Here is a 17,345-nt window from a genome sequence, read left to right as displayed (position 1 = left end):
AGTAGGCGGACGCTAGGCGGTGCAAGGTTTTCTGGCAATTGTGCTTTGGGCGAAGAAAAAAGCGCCTGTTATTAACGGTCTTTTCAGGGGCGGCGGGTAGATTGCGTTGAGTGTGGGGAGGTGAGGACACAATAATGTGTCGCTCTCCTTCGAAGTCATAACGCGTTTCCACCGGCCCACGGCCAGGGGCCGCGCAAATTGACAGTATGGAGTAGACAATGGCCCTTGATCTTCAGATGCCGGTCCTCGTGGTCGATGACTACAAAACGATGATTCGCATCATTCGGAACCTGCTCAAGCAACTCGGTTTCGAAGACATCGACGATGCTGCGGACGGCACCGAAGCTTTGGAAAAAATGAAACAGCGCCGTTATGGCCTGGTGATTTCCGACTGGAACATGGAGCCGATGACCGGTTACGAGCTGCTGAAGCAGGTTCGTGCCGACGGCAGCCTCAGCAAGACGCCTTTCATCATGGTGACTGCTGAATCCAAGACGGAAAACGTCATCGCCGCCAAGAAAGCCGGCGTGAACAACTACATCGTGAAGCCTTTCAATGCTCAGACGCTGAAAGGCAAGATCGAGGCGGTCTTCTCCGATTGATTTCTTGCACTTGGCGGGGAGCTGCGTTGGGGCGCACCTCCGCCAGTGCCAGACGGATGTACAGGATCGGCGCGGTCTTGCTGGGCAGGCAGGCCGGGTCAGCTTTGCTGCATCCGAAAAGTTATAGCGGTTCCTGAGAATTCCGGATCCGCGCTTCGGAGGATGCTTTCAAAATGGAAAGGCTCGACCTGGTGGCCAGTATGAAACAGGAAAACATTGCCCGAGTCATAGACTTCCTGCAGGAAAACAAGAACAGGCAAGGTGAAGTTTCCCTGACCGACGTGATGCATCTTGCAGAAGTCATGTCGGGTTCGATGCACGACTTTCTGTCGACCGTACAACCGGCCGTCACGGAAGAACTGACCGTCATCGCCAAGGAAATCAGGCGCATGAAGGAGGAAATCTCCCAACTGCGCGCCAACGACATGACTGGCAGCAAGATCCCGGACGCCGGACGGGAACTGGACGCCATCGTTGAGGCGACGGAAGAAGCCACCAACACCATCATGGAAGCGGCCGAAGAGATCATGGGCGCCGATGCCAGCGACCAGGAAGCCTATCAGGAACTGGTCAGCAACAAGATGATCAGCATCTTCGAGGCTTGCACCTTCCAGGACATTACCGGCCAGAGAATTTCCAAGGTGGTCGCAACGCTTCGTTACATCGACGAGCGTGTGACTTCCTTCATCGAACAACTGCGTATTCCGGAAGATCTCGATGCGACACTCGTCGAGACAGAGTCGGAGCGCCGCAAGCGCGAGCTGATCCTCCATGGTCCGCAGCATTCAGGCGAAGGTGTTTCGCAGGACGATATCGATGCCCTTCTGGGCGGCGCACAGGCGGATATCGACAAGCTGTTCGACTGATCCGGACTGAAAAAAACGATTTCGAAGGGCTCTCCATCGGAGGGCCCTTTTTTGGTTCTGAACTTTCTCTCCACCGTCTTCCCATGGCTTGACCATGGGATCCATGCCGTTTGGTCTCCAGTCGGATTGGCCTTGTTCGGGACAAGGCAACGGCTTGGACTGCAGGGTAAGCCCTGCAGGGACGACGTCGGAGAGGTGCATCTATTCGGCGGCCACCAGCTTCTCCCGATGCGCCTTGCGTTCCCGGGCGAGCGAGGTCAGGTCGAAATCGTCGAGGATGGTATAGAACGCCGGAACCACGAAGACGATCATGAGTGTCGTGCCGATCAGTCCGAAGGAGATCGAAGTCACCAGCGGGATCAATACCTGTGCCTGAGGGCTTGTTTCGAACAGCAGCGGCAGCAGGCCGACGATTGTGGTCACCGACGTCAGCAGGATCGCACGGAACCTGGCCTTGGCACCCAGTGGAGCGATCTCTGCAACGCTTTCCAGCGATGGGTCATGCTCGTCCTTGATGAACTGGACCAGCAGGATTGAATCATTGACCACGATCCCGGCTAGCGAAATGAAGCCCAGCATGCTTGGCATCGCAAAGTCGATGCCCATCAGGAAGTGCCCCCAGACCGCGCCAATCAACGCCATGGGGATGAGCGTCATCACCACGACCGGTTCGCTGTAGCTGCGGAACTGGAAACTCAGCAGGATGAACACGAAGATCAGGCCGGTGCCGAGCGCCTTGACCATGGACGCCTGCGTCTTGGCGCCTTCCGCATTCTGCCCCTCGGTCGAAGTGCTCAATCCGGGGTATTTTTCCAGGAGTTGTGGCAGGTAACTCGTTTCCGTGTCCTTGACGACTTCGTTGGCATTGGCGACACCGAGAAGAACGTCGCCAGTGACCGTCACGGTCGGTACCCGGTCAATACGATTGATCCGCGTGAAGCTGCGGTCGGACCGGATGTCGGCGACGGAGCCAAGCGGGACCCGGTGACCTGAAGGGGTCTCCACGGTGAAGAGTTCGAAATCGCCAAGGCTGTTGCGGTCGCTGCCGGCAAGGCGGACATCGACCTCGAAGCTTTCCGAACCGACTTGCACCTCATCGGCGGTAATGCCGTTGTAGGCCCCTCTCAGCTGGTCGGCGATCGCCTTGGCATCAAGGCCGACCGCCCCGGCTCCGTCCTTGAGAGACAGGGCCAGTTCCGGTTTTCCGAGGCTGAGATCGTCGGAAATGTTGTAGACGCCGTCATAGCCCTTGAGCCAGGCCTGAAGCTCTTCAGAAGCCTGGTCGAGCAATTGCAGGTCATTGTGGGCCAGGCGCAATTCGATGGCGCGTCCCGCCGGACCGATGCTGGATTCGGTGAGAATGATGCGCCGGACGTCGAGCGTTTCGGGCAGTTCGTGGCGCCAGACTTTCAGGATCTCCTGGTTGCCTGCGTCACGAAGGGGCCCGTCCAGCAAGTCAATGTCGATGGTCGCCAGATGTGCTCCGCTGGTGCCGGCATCGCTGTTTTCGTTGAACCGCACCAGTATGTTCTTGAGGAGGGATGTTCCATCCGGATTGCGCGGCGACAGCGCCGCATCCGTGCGTTCCAGCGCACTGATTGCCTCTGTCACGACCTTGCGCGTGTCGGCGAGCGTCGCACTTGCCGGCAGTTCGATCCGCGCTTCGATCTGGTCGCCTTCCACGTTCGGAAACGCCTGGAATTTAACGACGCCGCCGGCCAGCAGCGAGACCGAAGCCAGGAAAAGCATGAAGCAGGCACCGATGACAAAATAGCGGTTCCGCACAGACCAAGTGGCACAAGGACCGATCACATGCTCCCGCGCCCACCCGACACCGCTTTCCGCCTTGCGGGTTACCCAGTTCGGGGTGTCGCGCGTAGCGCCATGGGACAGGTGGTTGGGCAGGATCAGAAAAGCTTCGACCAGCGACACGGCCAGAACCAGCAACATGACCATCGGGATCACGCGCAACAGGTCACCGAGGTCGCCCTCGATAAAGGCAAGTGCACCGAAAATGGCGGTGGTCGTGACAAACGAAGACAGCACACCCGGGGCGACCTGCCGCGTTCCCTGCACGGCGGCCTCCAGCGGACCGAGCCCCTTCTGGCGCCGTGTCGCGATGTTTTCTGAAATCACGATGGCGTCGTCCATCATGATGCCGACCACGATCAGCATGGCCACCATCGACAGCATGTTGATCGTCAGCCCCAGAATGGACATTGCGGCGAGCGCGCCCAGAAAGGACACCGGCAGGCCCATGCCGATCCAGAATGCCTGCCGCCCGCCAAAGAAGATCCACATGGCCGCAACGACAAGCGCCAGTCCCTGGAGAGAATTGTTGACCAGCATCCACAGGCGGTCCTTCAGGATGATCGAGCCGTCGTTGATGATGGTCAGGGCGATGCCTGGGGCAGTACGGGCCTGTTCCTCGTCGACGAATTCCTGCACCCGCTCCACCACCTTGATCAGGTCGTCACTGCGGGTCATGGAAATGTCGAGAACAGCGGCCAACCTGCCGTTCAGCAGGGTTTCGACCTCTTCGTCCTCGAAGAGATCACTGATCGTGGCAATGTCGCCCAGCTTGATCTGGCCGCCTTGCGGGGAAGAGGCGACAATCACCGACGCATAGGCATCCGCGGCAAGGCGCTCGTCGGCGAAACGCAGCAGGATCGAGCCGCCTACAGTCGTGATCTCTCCGGAGGGAGCGCTGACATTCTGCCTGGTGAGGGTATTTGCGATTTCCGAGAGGGTTAGCCCAACTTCACGCGCGGCGGCGTCGCGCACCTCGATGCGGAACTGCCGGTCAGAGAAGCCGGAAATCTCGACCTGGGGTATGCCGCCGAACTTCAGCATGCGGTCCTTCACCGCTTCGGCGTAGTTCTTCAGCTGCGGCTTGTCGTCAATTCCGGTGATGACGACGGAGGTCGCCTCGCTCAGGCGGCCCGCCTCTTCGATGATCGGGTCTTCAACGCCCTCGGGAAAATCATCGATCGCGTTGATCTCGCGGTCGATATCCAGCATCAGCTGGTCGATGTCCTTGCCTTCCATGATCTTGACGGTCGCAAGTGCGAGGTTTTCCCGGGAATCGCATTTGAGTTCGTCGATGTTCTCGATCCCGTCGAGCGCGTCCTCGATGCGCCGGCAAACGGTGCGTTCGACATCGGCTGAGGTTGCTCCGGGATAGGCGACTGTCACGGTAATCCGTTTTATCGGGATCTGCGGAAAGGTTTCCAGCAGAAGACCCGGAAGGTTGAGCAGTCCGAGAATGATGAAACCGGCCATCAACAGATTGGCGGCGGTTGGGTGCTGGGCGAAGTAGCGGATCATGGCTGGTCCTCACCGTTGAGAGCATCCGTGCTCGCCATTCGCTTCAAACCTGCCTTTACGGCTTCGTCTTCGACAGGCTTCAGCAACATGCCTTCGATCACCGGGGACACATCGCTGACGATGACCTTGCTTCCAGCTGGCAGATCCGTTCCCAGAACGACGATATCATCGAAGCGGAAGGCGATTTCGACCGGCACCGTAACCAGTCGGCTGTCGGGCGAGACAGTCATGATCCTGCCACTGTGGACCGCGTTGCGCGGCAACACGATCTGATCGGCCACGGGCGGTGCGGACAGCTCAACCTCGGTAAACATGCCTTTGACCAATGGCGGCTTTATACCCGGCCGGATGGTGTCATAGGGCTTGTCCACGCTGACGATCAGTCCGATGGAGCGGGTGTCCGGATCCACCGTGTCGCTGACCCGCTTGACGTGCGCATCCCAGACGGCGGTCTCTCCGACGGATCCGACCCTTACCTTGGCCTTCAGCCGGTCAAGCGAATGCCGTGCCCGGATGACACCTTCTTCCGTTTCCAATTGTCCGGGAAAGGCCAGATTGGCAAATCCGGCCATGTTGCCAGGACTGATCTGAACGTCGATGTCGGCTGCGTCGATGCCGTCAAGTTCACCGATGGAGCTGCCGGCACCGACATACTGGTCGATCTCTACATTGACCTTCGAAACCCTGGCATCGAAGGGAACACGGATCGTGGTGCGGGCAAGGTTCAGCTTTGCGGTTTCCAGACGAACCTCGTTCTTGGCCTTTACCTGCTCCAGTGCCTTGCGCTTCACCGGGTTGAGCGCAATCTCGTTCTCAAGGTCCTGAACCCGCGACTTTTGCTGAAGCACCGTGCCTTCCTGGTTTTCGACCAGCTGATCGGACGCGACCTTGCGCTCCTGAAGCGTTTTCAGCCGGGCCAGCTCACGCTGTTCCAGGTCGAGGACCGATTTGGCAATCGCCAGGGATTGTTTCTGTGTATCCAGGGTAACGGCCAGCTCTTCAATATCCACCTCGGCACTGGCGATATCGCTCTGCGCCTCGGCAATCTCCAGCTCGTAGTCTTCCGGTGCCAGTGTCACCAGAATCTTGCCTTCCGGGATGAATTCACCGCGTTTGAAATCCGGATTGATGTAGGTGACCCGGCCGGACACCTGCGCGATGGCATCAAGTGTATGGGCCGGATCGACCGTCCCGTACCCGGTTACGCGCGGCACGAAGTCCTGAGGCTCGACCGTGACGACACGCACGAGCGTCGTCGTTTCCCCGATGTCGGTGCGCTTGGGTGCTTCGCGCCCGCTCACCGCATAAACCAGCACTGCCGCACCGGCGATCACGGGGGGAAGGATCAGGGCTTTTCGCAACAGCGACACGGCGGCTCTCCTGGCAATGTTCGCTCGGCGGGCTGCAGACCTCCGCCGACCACAATTCTTTTAATGCAAGTCCAAACTTGCAAATAGTGATGATCCAATTTTATTGCAAGCGATTGCTTGCATTTGCATCCTGTTTGGCATTAGGTGCGACGGAATGTCTTCCGGAAAATTGAGGGCGCGCCCGGCGCGTTTGGCGGCCAAGTGCCTAGAAATGTAGATGTTTCAGAAATCTATTCCGCGACAGTCGCACTGTTTTGCGAGCGCGGGTTCAGCGGAACCACGACCAAGGAAATAGCGGACAGGGCAGGGGTGAACGAAGTCACGCTGTTTCGCCGTTTCGGGTCGAAGGCAGGTTTGATCGAGGCCGCCATCGGCGACACGCTATCCGATGTCTCGTTCGGCAAGATGTTGCCGGGGGAAGACGTACAGGCCGATCTTCTGGAAATCGTGCGCAATTATCTGAAGACCTACCGCAAGCACAGCGGGCTTGCCCTGACGCTGTTTGCGCAGGTGCCCCAGCATCCTGAACTGCGCGCGGTGACACCCTTCCTGCTGAAAAACCTGCAGGGCGTTGCCCGCACATTGGCAAAGCATCAGAGCAGCGGGCGGCTCAAGCCGGGCGATCCGGTCAGCTTTGCCGTTGCGCTCATCGCGCCGCTGGCCGTCATGGGCTTCATGAAGGAGATGGGCCTGGGGACAGGCCACGAAGGCCTGGACGTGGAAAATTACGTCCAGACCTATTTGCAGGGGCATGGCCCCGATACGGGACGTTAAATGAGCCCGCTAGCAATACTGCGCGCGCTTACCACCAAAGACGCGGCAGGGCAGCACGTGCGCGCAGGCCTTCTTCGGCCAGACGGCGGCGGATCAGATGTTCGTCCGGCGCGTCGCTCGGACCGAAGTCGGAGGCATGGATGCCGGCGGTGATGAACAGAACGTCGAGATCCTGAGACACCGCACCGCGGATATCGGTCGGCAGACCGTCGCCGATGGCCAGGACGTCTTCCTTGGCGACCTCTTCGCCCGCCAGCGTCGCGAGGCGCTTCATCGCCGCGTCGTAGATGGGGGCATGCGGTTTGCCCAGAATGGCCACTTCGCCGCCGAGATCTTCATAAAGACGGGCAAGGGCGCCAGCGCACCAGATCAGGCGCTCTCCGCGCTCCACCACGATGTCGGGGTTGGCGCAGATCATCGGCAGGCCGCGTTCGGCCAGCTTCTGCAGCCGGTCGCGGTAATCGTCGGGCGTTTCGACCTCGTCGTCTTCCAGCCCGGTGCAGCTGATGCCTTCCGCTTCCTCGTCATTGGTGGTGAAGGTGGCTTCAAGGCCGTGATACAGCGGCTGGTCCCGGTGCGGACCGATGTGCAGGAGCGTCTTTTTGCCCTGAGCCACAAGGACCTCGCGGGTCACGTCGCCGGAGGTGACGATGTCGTCGTAGGTTCCGTCCGGCACACCAAGAGCGGCCAGCATTTCGCCAACCTGCTTTGCAGGGCGCGGGGCATTGGTGATGAGGACCACCTTGCCACCGGCTTCCTCGCGAAAGGCCTTGAGGGCTTTGTGCGCGCCTTCAAAAGCCGATACACCGTTGTGCAGCACGCCCCACACGTCACACAGGATGCCCTTGTAGGACGGGGCGAGGGTGCGGAGCCCCTCAACAAGAAGCGGTGCAGAAACTGTCATGGCGGGTCACTCGGATCTGGGTAGGTCTGATAAGCTTTGCTGAAGAATCGACGCAAACTCGGCGCGGACCATATAGGAACATGGCGCGGTGCGAAACCGAGTAGAGGGAGTTTCATGAAGGTCAGGCAACTTGGCGAACAGGTGATCAACCAGATTGCGGCCGGCGAGGTCATCGAAAGACCCGCCAGCGTGATCAAGGAGTTGGTGGAAAACGCCGTCGACGCCGGGGCAAAACAGGTCGAGATCGTCACCGCCGCCGGTGGCAAGACGCTCATGCGCGTTGCCGACGACGGCGAGGGCATGCGCCAGGAGGATCTGCAACTGGCAATCCGCCGGCACTGCACCTCCAAGATTTCCGACGACGACCTGTTCGACATCCGCACGCTCGGGTTTCGCGGTGAAGCGCTGCCGTCCATCGGCTCCGTCGCCCGGCTGGCGATCCAGACCCGTCACAAGGACGAGGACCACGCCTGGGCCATCGCCGTCGAGGGCGGCAGGGAGCAGCCGCTTGTGCCCGCAGCCCGTACAAAAGGCACCCAGGTTGAAGTGCGTGACCTTTTCTTCGCGACACCTGCACGGCTGAAATTCCTGAAATCGGATCGTGCGGAAGCGGCCGCCATCACCGAAATCGTCAAGCGGATCGCGCTCGCCTATCCGGAGATCGGCTTTTCCCTCGGCGGCGCCGACCGGCAGTCCCAGAGCTGGCCAGCAGCACGCGGCAGTGAACCGCATCTTGCTCGGATCGCGCAGATTCTCGGCCAGGATTTTGTCGACAACGCCATGGAAATCGACGCTGCCCGGGAAGGCGTGCGTCTCACCGGTTTTGCAGGCTTGCCGACACACCACCGTGGCAATGCGCAGAACCAGTTCTTCTTCGTCAACGGCCGCCCGGTGAAGGACAAGCTGCTGCTATCCGGACTGCGCGGAGCCTATGCCGATGTGCTGGCCCGTGACCGGCATCCGGTTGTGGTTCTGTTCATCGATCTCGACCCGACACTGGTCGATGTCAACGTGCACCCGGCCAAGGCCGATGTGCGCTTCCGGGACAGCCAGCTTGTGCGTGGGCTTCTGGTGGGTGCCATCAAGCATGCACTGGTTCAGTCCGGGCACCGGTCATCGACCTCGAACGCGGCCGTTGCACTGGACGCCATCAGGGCACAGTCGGCGGGGTTCTCTCAACCGGGTCATACACCGTCTTCTCCGGCAGGATCCGGGGGATATGGCGGTGGTTCCTACACCCGCACGTCTGCTGCGCCCCATTGGGCGCCGGAGGCCTTTCGCCCGCTCCAGATGGAGGAAGCGCACGCAACAGGCTTTGCCGAAGCAGCACAGCCGGCCTTCGAACGGCAGAACGGTTTTGCCGACTTTGCCAGACCGTCGGCGGATGCCCGCGCGAATGACGTGCCGGTTGAAACCGAAAAGACCCGCCTTCCGCTGGGGGCCGCCCGTGCGCAGGTTCACGAAACCTATATCATCGCCCAGACCGAGGACGGTGTCGTCATCGTTGACCAGCACGCCGCCCACGAGCGCCTTGTCTACGAACGTCTGAAGGAAGCGCTGGCCAAGAAGGATGTCGCCCGCCAGATGCTGCTCATCCCCGAGATCGTCGAGTTGCCGGAAGAAGATGCAATCCGGCTGGCTGATCGCGCGGAGGATCTTGAAAAAGTCGGCCTGTCCCTGGAAGCCTTCGGCCCGGGTGCCATCGCCGTCAGGGAGACCCCCGCTATCCTCGGCGACATGGATATCCAGGGCATGGTCCGGAACCTGGCCGACGAGCTTGCCGAATGGGACACCGCCGAAGGTCTCAAGGAAAAGCTGGACCATGTTGCCGCCACGATGGCCTGCCACGGTTCGGTGCGTGCAGGCAGGCGCATGCGTCCCGAGGAAATGGATGCGCTCTTGCGCGACATGGAAGCCACGCCGCTTTCCGGACAGTGCAATCACGGCCGGCCAACCTGGGTGGAGCTGAAACTCGGCGATATCGAGAAGCTGTTCGGCCGCAAATAACCCGGCAATCTGATCGACCTCCCGATGCGGATCGTAGACGTCGGAGCAATGGGAGACAGTCAGATGACACAAACCGGCTCCGGCAGCGCGGAACAGGCATTGAACAAGACCGGCAGACCTGGGCGCACGCTTTGGAAAGCCGTCTCGCGTGTGGCTGTCATTGCCGGCATCGCCTACGCCATGGCGGCCGGTTACATGTATTTCAACCAGCGCAGCTTCATCTTCGTTCCAACCGGAGAATTGAGTACGCCGGATGAAAAGGGGCTCTCAGGTATCACCGTTGAAACAGCGGCGATGGCTGACGGTACAAAGGTGACCGTCTGGCACGCGCCACCTGCTGCTGAAGGCGCTCCCACGGTACTCTATTTTCACGGCAATTCAGCCAATGTCTCCTCCCGCTGGAAGCGGTTCAAGCAGATCCTGGACAGCGGTTTCGGTCTCTATGCGCCCAGCTACCGGGGATATGCCGGAAGTGAGGGGAGCCCGTCGGAAGAGGCGTTGATTTCGGACGGCCTTGAACATTTCGACCGGATGGCAGCTTCGGGCACGCCGGTCATTGTCCATGGAGAAAGTCTTGGCTCGGGTGTTGCCGCCGCAGTGGCGGCAGAGCGTTCGCAAACGGACCTTGTGGTGCTGGAAGCGCCCTATACCGCGCTGATCGACATGGCCTGGGACAGGTATCCCTGGTTGCCGGTGGGCCTCATGATGAGCGACCCGATGGCGACACGGGATCGCGTCGGCAAGATCGCCGCGCCGGTCCTGATCGTGCACGGGACGGAAGACCGGGTCATCCCGGTCGAACACGGCAGGCGTCTTTATGAATTTGCGAAAGACCCCAGGCAGCTTGTGATCGTCGAAGGTGGCGGTCACAGCAATCTGTGGTCAAACGGGATGTGGGACTTCGTTCTTGCCGCCTGGGTGAAATGGCGCGAAGGCTCTTGAACCATCTGCCGTGTTGCGCCTGAAACAGAAAACCCCGGGCGAAGTGCCCGGGGTTTTCCTTTGCCGGGGTTACGGCATCAGAATGTGCGCTGCAGGCGGAAGGTCCCGTAGAGCTCGTAGGTGTCGTTCAGGCCGGAGGAGCGGCTGTAGTCGACATCACGATACTGGAATTCCGGGCCCATCAGGAAGCCGGAGACCGGTTCCCAGACCACGTTTGCGGTCGCGTCCCACTGGGTGAAGTCATAGGCGCTGGTGCCGCCATCGACATCATGGTAGCCGCCTTCGACATTCACCTGAACGGTGTCGGTTACGCCGAGCGTCACGCCGCCGAAGATGTTCAGCGTCTTGGTGGTCTCGGTGCTGCTGCCATTCCAGACCGCATCGGTGATGCGGCTGTTCCAGCCCGTGGACCCGTATCCGCTGGCGCCATCGGTATAGACGGCCTGCAGGGAGACGGCACCGCCCTTGGCAAAGCCACCGAAGTTCACGGTCACGCCGGCACCAGCTGCCCAGCCGAGTTCGTCTTCCGTCCGGCCTGCAAGACCGTTGTAGGCAGCGCTCGGATAGACCTGGTGAAGAGCACCCATGATCTGGGCCTGACCCCAGCCCTGGTTGACGCCCAGTGCCGCGACGAAGTCCGGTGCGCGGGTGCCGCCATAGCTCTGGTTGGTGCCGTTGAACGCGATATTCTCTTCGCGGCCCGAACGGTCTTCCAGCGCGACAGTCGCATTGAAGCCGTTGCCGAAGGCCATCGTATAGGCGACCTGATTCAGCTTGCGATCGGAATAGCTTTCGATCTGCGCGTTGAAGGCATATCCGGTGAAGAAGTCGAAGTTCGAACCGTTGTGACCGGCCAGCAGGCCGCCCCACTGGATATAGGCTTTGTCCAGCGTGGTCGAAGTCGATGCGTTGGTCAGCGTGATGTAGGATTCGATAAAGGCACGCAGTGTTCCGAATTCGGTCGCGGTACGTGCATCGAGGTAGAGATACCCGCGCGAACGCCACTGGTAACCGTCGGTGTCCCGGTCGCCCCAGGCGTTTTCGGCCTCGCCGAAGTTGCGGACGCGGAATTCGGTCCGGACACGACCACCTACGCGCAGGCAGGTTTCGGTGCCGGGAATGTAATAGAAGCGCGCGCCGTAGGCGTCACAGATCCGGACATAGTCGACAGGTTCCGGAGCCACTGGCAGGTCGGCCGAAAGCGCCGGACTTGCGGCCGCGAAGAAACCGGCAATTGCCCCGAGAACAACATTACGAGTCATTTGATACTCCGATGAAGTGCGGAAATACCCCCACGCACATTATGCCGTTCGTAGATGTCAGTTTCAGCCTCTCGGAGAGGTGAAATCAGCAGATATGAGCGATTGGTTGATGTTGTTGCTTTTGAGCAACGGGCAATCCGGTCAATTTAACCTGAAAACCGTTTAACGCTTTGCCTGAAAGAACGATCTGAGCAACCCCGCCGCGCGTGTCGCGCCTATGCCGGAATAGACATCCGGTGTGTGATGACACGTCGGCTGGCAGAAAAAGCGGGTGCCATGATCGACCGCGCCGCCCTTTTCATCTCCTGCGCCATAGTAAAGCCGGCGGACCCGCGCGAAGGAGATCGCTCCCGCACACATGGGACACGGTTCGAGCGTCACGTAGAGATCGCAGTCCGGAAGGCGTTGCGAAGCTGCCCGTTCGCATGCGGAGCGGATCACGAGAATTTCTGCGTGAGCTGTCGGATCGCTGAGCTCCAGCGTCCGGTTCCCGTCTCGAGCGATCACTTCACCATCGCGAACGAGCACCGCACCGACCGGCACTTCACCGCGTGCCGCCGCTTTCTCGGCCTCTTCGAGCGCGAGATCCATGAACGATGTCTGATTGGCAGAAGTGGTAAGCATCGAGCAGGGTGAGTCGGAGCGTAAGTGTAGGGTTCAGCCTCGATTTGAGAGGCTGTCGGCTTTGTTCTGTTTACCCGTTATTATGCCGGTCGTCAGCCCCGGACAGGGCCTTCGCCGAGGCGTCAGGCCGCCGCCATGCATCCGGAGCACGGCGCCTCTGCGGTTTATGCAGAAAACAAGCGATTCCCGAAAGGCTCAAGCTCTGCTATGACGCGCGCATGACGACAAGAAAATTCTCTTCCGAGCGCCCGGGTCCCGCAAAAGGCCGGGGACGCGATAAACGTGCACCGGAAAAGCGCCGGTCCGCACCGAACGACAAATCGAAAGCCGGCCCCAAAAAGGGCGACTTCGAAAAACGGGCGCCGAGACCGGCGACTGCACCACTGGCAGATGAAGCCAATGATCGTGGCGAACGCATTGCCAAGGTCATGGCGCGCGTCGGCCTGTGTTCTCGCCGAGAGGCGGAAGTGTGGATCGAAAACGGCCGCGTTGAGCTCAACGGCAAGCTGTTGACCACGCCTGCGGTAACAGTGACAGCTGACGACAAGGTGCTGGTGGACGGGGAACCGTTGCCGATGCGCGAGCGCACCCGGCTCTGGCTCTACCACAAGCCACGGGGGCTGGTGACGACCAACAAGGATCCGGAAGGCCGTCCGACGGTGTTCCAGCGCTTGCCAGATGATCTCCCGCGCGTTCTGACCGTGGGCCGGCTCGACATCAACACTGAAGGCTTGCTGCTCCTGACCAATGATGGTGGCCTGGCGCGCGTTCTGGAATTGCCGGCCACCGGCTGGTTGCGCCGCTACCGCGTGCGCGCCTTCGGCAAGGTGACCCAGGCGGATCTCGACACATTGAAGGACGGTATCGCGATCGATGGCGTGCTCTATGGCGCGATTGAGGCGACGCTCGACAAGGAGCAGGGCAACAACGTCTGGATGACGGTCGGCCTGCGCGAAGGCAAGAACCGTGAGGTCAAGCGGGTTCTGGAACATCTCGGCCTTGCCGTGAACCGCCTGATCCGCCTGTCCTATGGCCCGTTCCAGCTGATGGATCTGCCGGAAGGCGACGTCCGTGAAATCCGGGGCCGCGTTTTGCGTGACCAGTTGGGCGATACGCTGGCCGAGGAAGCCGGTGCGGATTTTGACGCTCCGATCTTTCATGCCCCCAAGCCGGAAGCGGAAAAGAAGTCCGCAGGCGCCAAGCGTGGCGGTGGCCGGGAAGGTGGCGGCCGGGAAAGTAGCGGCAGGGATGGCGGCAAGCGTGAAGCCAGCCAGGGTCGCTGGATGACCGCGCGAGAAGGCCGTAGTGAAACCGATCGCAAGCGCGCAGCCAAGACTGAACGCAACGAAAAGCGTGAAGATCGCAAGAAGGCATCCGGCCAGGGGCCGCGCAAGAATGCCGGGCCGCGCCAGGAAAAAGTAAAAGTCTCGCCGCGCTCCCGTTTCCGCCTGACGTCCGAACCGAAACCGCGCAAGGATTTCGGTGAAGAGCGTTTCACACCGCCGCCGCGCCGCATCTGGGGCGAGGAAGGTGTGGTCGAAGACAAGCAGCAGGAACGCCGTTCCAGCCGTGACAAGGACGACCGGCGCGGGCCTCCGAAAGGTGGACGTCCGCCGCGTCGCGGGGATCGTTCGTGAGAATAGTCGCCGGGCGTTTCAAGGGTGCGGCTCTGGCCGCGCCGAAATCGCACGACACACGGCCAACCAGCGACCGATTGCGAGAAACTATTTTCAACATCCTGGCTCATGGCCTGGATGTTGATCTTGAAGATGCAAGGGTCCTGGATCTTTTTGCCGGCACGGGCGCGCTGGGCTTCGAGGCGATCAGCCGGGGCGCCCGCCATTGCACTTTCATCGAAGAAGGGGCAGAAGCGCGCGGCATCATTCGCCGGAACATGGAGGCCCTGGGCCTCAATGGCGCTGCCAAGATCTTCCGGCGCGATGCCACCCGCCTTGGCAGTGCAGGCACCATCGAGCCTTTCGATCTGGTGTTTGCCGACCCTCCCTATGACAAGAAGCTGGGTGAAAAGGCCCTTGCTTCGGCAGCGGGCGGAGACTGGCTGAAACAGGGCGCCTTGTGCGTGCTTGAAGAGAGATCTTCAGCTCACATCGATGTTCCCGAACGCTTCGAGGAACTCGACCGCCGCCAGGCAGGCGATAGCCAGGTCGTGTTCCTGCGATATGGCGGCTGAAGTCTCTTTCGGCCCGCCATCAACCCTCTCGTCTCGCTATGGGATTTCCTTCGTCCGTCAGGCGCCGCCCGGCATCATGATGTAGGCGGTTTTCCGCGTTGGCAGGCTGGAACGGCTGACGATCAGGGCCGGCGTTTGCGCCCGCACGATGTCATACCCTGCCTCTTGTGCTCGCCCGACAAAGGCCTGAAGTGCTCCGGAAAAATGGAAGTGCATCGGCACGACCATCGCAGGGCCGATGCTTTCCAGAACGTCCATCAGGCTGTCCAGCCGGAGCGTCGAGGAATTGTCTATGGCCGCAAATACGACGTCGATCTGACCAAGGCGGACGAGATCTTCCTGCGTAAGCCGGTGATGCAGGTGGCCGAGATGCGCAATGCACATGTCGGCGACCTCGAAGATGAAGATCGAATTGCCGAGCCGGCGTTCTTCCCCGTCCCAGCCACGGATGTTGGTCTGGATATTGCGGATGCGGACATCATCAACAGTGATGTCATGGTCCAGCGGCCCGCCCTTCGGGTTCCAGCCGTACAGAAGATGTTCGATGTTCGGATCCGGGCTGATGGAGTAATGCGTGCTGTGAGCCCCGTTCATCGTGGCTACATCCGGCGGCAGAAGCGGGCGGACACTGTCGTTGTAGTCGGTTGCGATCCGCACGCCCTTGGGCGTTTCAAGTTCAAAGGTGGAATGGCCGATGTAGCGGATCTGGACTTCATTTGCCTGAAGTGACGCGCGCCAGATGCGCATTTCGTCCGGCCCGGGCGCTCGGTAGGGGGCGTCTGCAACCAGTTGACAGACCGCGAATGCGGGTCCTGCAAGAACGGCTGTAACCAGGAGGCTGAGCAGCACCGGAACCAGCCGGAACAATCCGCCGGCCTTCTGTCGCCGTCCGTGAATTGGGAAAAAGCACATTGCCATGTCAGTCCATCCCGAAAACCACACCTGAGCAAAATACTAGGGGGCAGACCGCCAACGGCAAGGCATGTGGAGGTGTGCGCTGCCCGTTTGCCTGAAACTTGAGACGTTTTGGAAGGGGGTGCCAAAAGAAAAGGCAACCGGCCTGCGCTTGTAGCTGCAAAGGCGGTTGCCTGAGGTGGGGGCGGGTGGGAGGAAGAACCAGCCCCGGAATTGACTTTCAGACCACGTAAAGACTGACCGGCGGTTTCCCGGACTTTGCCGTCCGGTTGGCCGCGTCGCCTTCGCTCATGAACCCGGCGCTGCTTGCCTGGCGGTAGATAAGATCGCCCGCGTGCCCGGCCTCCATGACCAGCGCCTGCTGGCTGCAAAGCGAGGCCAGCGACAGGCCCAGACGGCGGAAATGCGCACGGCGATAGCAGTAGACGGCAAGTGCCGCGCGCTGCTGTTCCGGCAGCTGGCATCCGACATCAGTAACCGCGTTCAACGTTGCATCCAGCAACCGTTTCAGCAAATCGTCCGATACCGGACAGGCTTCCAAATCTGTTGATCCCGATGGCCGCATTGACCTTCTCCTAATAGATTGAGAAAAGTATTTAGGAGTAAGATTAATGATTTGTTAAACGCAAAGTCGGGTCCAATAAAAAGGAATTATACGGATAAATCTGCTGATGTTGCCATCAAGTAACTTCCATTGTTTCTTTTATCAGTTCCTCCAGTTTTGCCCTGGTAACTGTACGCAAGGATTCCGCCTTATCCAGTATGCTCTCGGCTTTCATGAAGTCCAGAACCCGGATGGAGTCATGGGGCGGGCTGACCAGGATATCCGGTTGATCTGATTTCAGTTTTTGCTTTGTGATGGTCTGCATCAGGATCTGGGAAGAGCCGAACAGGGAATCCAGCATGCTGATGTCATCCTTGTTGTCTCGCGGCACCGGCGCGCCAACGACATCAACAGCAATGACGATGTCGCAACTCGCCCTGAGCCCGTCGAAAGGCAGTGGATTGACGACGCCGCCGTCGATGAGAAACCGGTCGCCATAGCGCACGGGTCTGAAAACCGCAGGAATCGCTATTGAGGCGGCCAGGGCAGGCAGCAAGGGGCCACTTTCAAAATCCACTTCCTCGCAGCGATAGAAGTCCGTCGCCAGCATACGCAGCGGGATGTCCAGGTCTTCGAACGTTTCGGACAGATAGCCCGAGACAAACACTTCCAGCACGCGAAGCGGGTCGAACTGCACCGGGCCGCCACGGAACACATCTGCGAACTTGCGTGGTCTCAACTGCCACAGGCGCGACAACACACTGTTGCGATCAGCAAAAATCTCCAGCGCAATGTCGCGGATTTCCTGGCCACTGCGACCACTGGCATAGGCCGCCCCCATCAGGGCACCGATGGACGTGCCGTTGATCCGGACAGGTTTTATGCCCAGGTCATCCAGCGCTTCCAGAACGGGTATGTGGGCGAGGCCGCGCGCACCACCGCCGCCAAGGGCAAGACCGATTCTGGGGGAGGAGGTAGAGGGCATGGCGCGGGTCCGGCATTGAGAGCGTTACTCCC

Annotated in this window: 15 protein-coding genes; 7 read left to right on the top strand and 8 right to left on the bottom strand. The window is 60.3% G+C overall.

Translation table 11 applies throughout. The features are described from left to right. Nucleotides 1–218: 218 nt before the first annotated feature. Entirely contained in the window at nt 219–602 is a 384-nt protein-coding gene (locus B0E33_RS06565) for a response regulator (protein WP_006935666.1), read from the top strand. A gap of 173 nt (nt 603–775) precedes the next feature. Then, entirely contained in the window at nt 776–1,468 is a 693-nt protein-coding gene (locus B0E33_RS06560; RefSeq protein WP_023002056.1) for a protein phosphatase CheZ, read from the top strand. Nucleotides 1,469–1,669: 201 nt separating this feature from the next. Here B0E33_RS06560 and B0E33_RS06555 read toward each other — a convergent pair whose 3' ends face one another. Continuing rightward, the gene (locus B0E33_RS06555; protein ID WP_077290746.1) at nt 1,670–4,795 is read right to left on the bottom strand and encodes an efflux RND transporter permease subunit; all 3,126 of its coding nucleotides are present in this window, start codon (nt 4,793–4,795) and stop codon (nt 1,670–1,672) included. Further along, nucleotides 4,792–6,165 (bottom strand): efflux RND transporter periplasmic adaptor subunit, encoded by a 1,374-nt coding sequence (locus tag B0E33_RS06550; RefSeq protein ID WP_077290745.1) that lies wholly within the window; start codon nt 6,163–6,165, stop codon nt 4,792–4,794. The genes B0E33_RS06555 and B0E33_RS06550 overlap by 4 nt, the downstream gene beginning before the upstream one ends. A 201-nt stretch (nt 6,166–6,366) precedes the next feature. Between B0E33_RS06550 and B0E33_RS06545 the strand changes: the two genes are divergently transcribed. After that, a complete protein-coding gene (locus B0E33_RS06545) occupies nt 6,367–6,939 on the top strand; it encodes a TetR/AcrR family transcriptional regulator (protein WP_167579498.1) in 573 nt (190 codons plus the stop codon). 28 nt (nt 6,940–6,967) lie between these two features. On the opposite strand, the gene B0E33_RS06540 is transcribed toward B0E33_RS06545, so the two are convergent. Continuing rightward, nucleotides 6,968–7,843 (bottom strand): TIGR01459 family HAD-type hydrolase, encoded by an 876-nt coding sequence (locus B0E33_RS06540; protein WP_077290743.1) that lies wholly within the window; start codon nt 7,841–7,843, stop codon nt 6,968–6,970. 114 nt (nt 7,844–7,957) lie between these two features. Here B0E33_RS06540 and mutL point away from each other — a divergent pair, with 114 nt between their 5' ends. Continuing rightward, nucleotides 7,958–9,850, top strand: coding sequence for a DNA mismatch repair endonuclease MutL (gene mutL / locus B0E33_RS06535; protein ID WP_077290742.1), 1,893 nt, complete (start codon nt 7,958–7,960; stop codon nt 9,848–9,850). 63 nt (nt 9,851–9,913) lie between these two features. Next, nucleotides 9,914–10,792: an alpha/beta hydrolase gene (locus tag B0E33_RS06530; protein WP_208997776.1), complete on the top strand. Its 879-nt coding sequence runs from the start codon at nt 9,914–9,916 to the stop codon at nt 10,790–10,792. A gap of 77 nt (nt 10,793–10,869) precedes the next feature. On the opposite strand, the gene B0E33_RS06525 is transcribed toward B0E33_RS06530, so the two are convergent. Together B0E33_RS06525 and B0E33_RS06520 are read right to left on the bottom strand one after the other, a co-directional pair. Continuing rightward, nucleotides 10,870–12,054: a porin gene (locus B0E33_RS06525; protein ID WP_055657792.1), complete on the bottom strand. Its 1,185-nt coding sequence runs from the start codon at nt 12,052–12,054 to the stop codon at nt 10,870–10,872. Between the two features lie 162 nt (nt 12,055–12,216). After that, on the bottom strand, nt 12,217–12,645 hold the full coding sequence (locus B0E33_RS06520) for a nucleoside deaminase (protein ID WP_077290740.1): 429 nt from the start codon (nt 12,643–12,645) through the stop codon (nt 12,217–12,219). A 251-nt stretch (nt 12,646–12,896) separates the two neighbouring features. Here B0E33_RS06520 and B0E33_RS06515 point away from each other — a divergent pair, with 251 nt between their 5' ends. Together B0E33_RS06515 and rsmD are read left to right on the top strand one after the other, a co-directional pair. Continuing rightward, nucleotides 12,897–14,315, top strand: coding sequence for a pseudouridine synthase (locus B0E33_RS06515; RefSeq protein WP_208997775.1), 1,419 nt, complete (start codon nt 12,897–12,899; stop codon nt 14,313–14,315). Next, nucleotides 14,312–14,869, top strand: coding sequence for a 16S rRNA (guanine(966)-N(2))-methyltransferase RsmD (gene rsmD, locus B0E33_RS06510; protein ID WP_077290739.1), 558 nt, complete (start codon nt 14,312–14,314; stop codon nt 14,867–14,869). Before B0E33_RS06515 ends, rsmD begins: the two co-directional genes overlap by 4 nt. A 57-nt stretch (nt 14,870–14,926) precedes the next feature. Here rsmD and B0E33_RS06505 read toward each other — a convergent pair whose 3' ends face one another. From B0E33_RS06505 to B0E33_RS06495, 3 genes are all read right to left on the bottom strand, one after another. Beyond that, complete coding sequence (locus B0E33_RS06505) at nt 14,927–15,736, bottom strand: MBL fold metallo-hydrolase (protein ID WP_208997774.1); 810 nt, start codon at nt 15,734–15,736, stop codon at nt 14,927–14,929. Nucleotides 15,737–16,004: 268 nt separating this feature from the next. Then, nucleotides 16,005–16,349 (bottom strand): hypothetical protein, encoded by a 345-nt coding sequence (locus tag B0E33_RS06500; protein WP_023002044.1) that lies wholly within the window; start codon nt 16,347–16,349, stop codon nt 16,005–16,007. Between the two features lie 115 nt (nt 16,350–16,464). Continuing rightward, nucleotides 16,465–17,313 carry a patatin-like phospholipase family protein gene (locus B0E33_RS06495; RefSeq protein WP_077290738.1) on the bottom strand — a complete coding sequence of 283 codons (849 nt, stop codon included), beginning with the start codon at nt 17,311–17,313 and terminating at the stop codon, nt 16,465–16,467. Between the last annotated feature and the right edge of the window lie 32 nt (nt 17,314–17,345).

The organism is Roseibium algicola, assembly GCF_001999245.1.
Classification (GTDB): domain Bacteria; phylum Pseudomonadota; class Alphaproteobacteria; order Rhizobiales; family Stappiaceae; genus Roseibium; species Roseibium algicola.
This window is presented reverse-complemented; position numbering and strand designations above follow the sequence as displayed.

What these genes read in the sequence shown, in the direction of transcription:
- B0E33_RS06540 (WP_077290743.1), bottom strand. Translation starts at nt 7,843, where the DNA reads ATGACAGTTTCTGCACCGCTTCTTGTTGAGGGGCTCCGCACCCTCGCC.
- B0E33_RS06500 (WP_023002044.1), bottom strand. Translation starts at nt 16,349, where the DNA reads ATGCGGCCATCGGGATCAACAGATTTGGAAGCCTGTCCGGTATCGGAC.
- B0E33_RS06515 (WP_208997775.1), top strand. Translation starts at nt 12,897, where the DNA reads ATGACGACAAGAAAATTCTCTTCCGAGCGCCCGGGTCCCGCAAAAGGC.
- B0E33_RS06560 (WP_023002056.1), top strand. Translation starts at nt 776, where the DNA reads ATGGAAAGGCTCGACCTGGTGGCCAGTATGAAACAGGAAAACATTGCC.
- B0E33_RS06555 (WP_077290746.1), bottom strand. Translation starts at nt 4,795, where the DNA reads ATGATCCGCTACTTCGCCCAGCACCCAACCGCCGCCAATCTGTTGATG.
- B0E33_RS06525 (WP_055657792.1), bottom strand. Translation starts at nt 12,054, where the DNA reads ATGACTCGTAATGTTGTTCTCGGGGCAATTGCCGGTTTCTTCGCGGCC.
- B0E33_RS06520 (WP_077290740.1), bottom strand. Translation starts at nt 12,645, where the DNA reads ATGGATCTCGCGCTCGAAGAGGCCGAGAAAGCGGCGGCACGCGGTGAA.
- mutL (WP_077290742.1), top strand. Translation starts at nt 7,958, where the DNA reads ATGAAGGTCAGGCAACTTGGCGAACAGGTGATCAACCAGATTGCGGCC.
- B0E33_RS06530 (WP_208997776.1), top strand. Translation starts at nt 9,914, where the DNA reads ATGACACAAACCGGCTCCGGCAGCGCGGAACAGGCATTGAACAAGACC.
- B0E33_RS06495 (WP_077290738.1), bottom strand. Translation starts at nt 17,313, where the DNA reads ATGCCCTCTACCTCCTCCCCCAGAATCGGTCTTGCCCTTGGCGGCGGT.
- B0E33_RS06565 (WP_006935666.1), top strand. Translation starts at nt 219, where the DNA reads ATGGCCCTTGATCTTCAGATGCCGGTCCTCGTGGTCGATGACTACAAA.